Here is a 2,571-nt window from a genome sequence, read left to right on the forward strand (position 1 = left end):
TTTACTTGGCGATACCATTGTTGGAGGTAGCGCTCATCCAATTACTGTCTACAGGGATACTTCTTTAATAATTGGTATTCAATGGCGAAATGTAGAATTTCCCGTAGATGAAGGTTTTAGCGAAGTGATAATAACAGATACGACTGGAAATATTTTAAAACGAAGATTATTGCTATCTGAAAATACTATTCCGATTGGTATTATAACAACTTTTGATAACAAGATACTTATCACAGGCACTTATAATCTTTTTCACATTTACCTTTGGAAACTCAATTCAGATTTAGAAGACGATACCCTATACACTCAGCCCTTTACTTACGACAGTCTTTGTCCATACCCGATCCCTTCTGATACCGTCGATTTAAACTGTGGCGTGTATGTTTCGATAGATGAAATACCGCTGAAAGAGGATTATGATAAGGCGATGAAGGTCTATCCAAATCCTGTTGCAACCATTATCAATTTTGAGTTTAAAGATTTGAAAACCGATGCTGTTTTAAGTGTCTATGACAATTATTGCAGGCTGGTGGATGATATTGAGATACCGGCATATACAAAGAAAATACAAACCGATATTACGGCTTATCCGGCAGGTTTGTACCTGGCTGTTCTTAAAAGTTCTAAAAATATCCTCGCCAAAGAAAAATTTATGGTGGGGAGATAAATACCATCATGAAACAGGCTATATATAAAGAAGATGTCCTGCCAATTACCATGATACGGGATGTGTTTACAGCTAATCCACAATCGGCCAAGTCGCAGGAGGTGCTTAAGTCGCTGGACAATCGTTTTGATCCAATGCCCGATTACATGATGACGGAGATTATGCAGGGACGGGACTATCTCGGAGCAAAAGAAGTTCTTGAATCACGGCTGGGTTACTGGCAACAGTTGCGTGCAAGAGCTAAAAATCAACTGATACGAAAATTTCTTTCAGATACAACCCTACTTGATCCATATGATAGCTTGATAGCTTTGTATGAAGATGAAACAGATCTTCAGTCAAAATACAGGTTAGCCTTCTGCTATTTTAACAATGAACAGGCAGAACAAGCGCTAAATGTATTGGATGAGATTCCTGCCACATACGAATTAAACACCTACCAAACTGCTATACACCAGGATTTTGCAGATTATTTCAATGTTTTAAAAAGGATGAATGACAGTACCTGGAGTATAAGGCAATTAGATTCATTATCTATTAATACATTGCAAGAAATAATGAATCATGCGTATCCATTGATCAGTGGTTATGCACGGGGATTACTTGTGAAAGGCAGGTTCATTAATTATATCGAACAGGTTTATTTCCCTCCAAATACTAAATCTTATCCTGAATATCATTTCACACCTCACGAAGTAAATGTTGAAAAAGAAGATCATTTGAAATTATTCCCTAATCCTGCCTGGGATTATGTGATCGTTTATTTTAATACTTCTGAGTATGAAATTAATGGTAAATTGCTTATGTTTGATGTCAATGGCAAGTTGATCAAAACCATGATACTTTCGGATAATTTTAATCAATTAACTGTTTCATTAAAAAATCTTCCTAATGGAATTTATATGATAAGTTTATTTGTGAGAGATAATCTGATAGAGAGTAAAAAAATCACCAAAGTCGGGAATAAGTAAAATGATTTAATGAAAGAAAAAATAAAGTATTTTATATTGAGGGGATTAATAACATTATTATTATTAATTGTTTCAAATATTATCTATGGACAGGAATGGCCGAAAATTTATGGGGGTAATACTTCGTCTTATGTTCGAGGTATTAAAAATGACTATGATCATGGCTATCTGATAGCAGGTTATCTTAGCAAAGGCCAGGTAGTTAGTCAATGGGGATGGTTGATAAAAACAGATATTAATGGAAATGTTATTTGGGAAAAAAAATTTGGTGAGCTTTCTTATCAATCAGCTTTTATTGATTTACAAAAAACCAAAGACCGGGGGACTGTATTAACCGGAGCAACCACTGAAAATGATCTGACAGGACACTTTGATCCATTGTTTATAAAATTGGATACATGCGGAGAGATTGAATGGTGTCTTGAACTCCAGGCATCAGAAGATGATTATGGAACAGGCATCGTACAACTGGATGATGGTAACTATTTAGGTATGCTGGAATATTATGCCGGATACCCTCATAATCAACGTATAAGCCTGGTAAAGATAGACACGCTGGGAAATCCGATTTGGATAAAGAATTATACCTGGGAAGATCCCCTGATGTCTAATGAGGAGGGAGTTCATTTGTTGCTGAACTCCCAGGGTCACTATCTGGTTTCAGGCCGCTGTACTTATCCGGGTTTTCGTCCCTTTTGGTTCATGACCGACACCGCAGGGGAGCAAATCTGGGATTTGATATGGGGAAATCATACGGGAGTGGTTTATGAAACAATTGAAAAAGATAGAGGGATTTTTTATAGTGCAGGTATCTATTCAGATATTGGGAGACCTCAAACTCCATCCATTTTTAAATTAAATGAAAATGGACAACTATTATCACAATACTTTTTACTTGGCGATACCATTGTTGGAGGTAGCGCTCATCCAATT

At 36.4% G+C, this 2,571-nt stretch carries 3 protein-coding genes; all 3 read left to right on the forward strand.

The features are described 5' to 3' along the window. Positions 1-667: T9SS type A sorting domain-containing protein (locus NT175_00175; protein MCX6233129.1), on the forward strand; the 667-nt coding region annotated here is incomplete at its 5' end. Between the two features lie 8 nt (positions 668-675). Further along, positions 676-1,638 (forward strand): T9SS type A sorting domain-containing protein, encoded by a 963-nt coding sequence (locus NT175_00180; GenBank protein MCX6233130.1) that lies wholly within the window; start codon positions 676-678, stop codon positions 1,636-1,638. A gap of 9 nt (positions 1,639-1,647) precedes the next feature. Continuing rightward, positions 1,648-2,571, forward strand: a 924-nt coding sequence (locus tag NT175_00185) for a hypothetical protein (protein ID MCX6233131.1), incomplete at its 3' end; no start/stop codon positions are given.

The sequence above is a fragment of the Bacteroidota bacterium genome (assembly GCA_026391695.1).
Classification (GTDB): domain Bacteria; phylum Bacteroidota; class Bacteroidia; order Bacteroidales; family JAGONC01; genus JAPLDP01.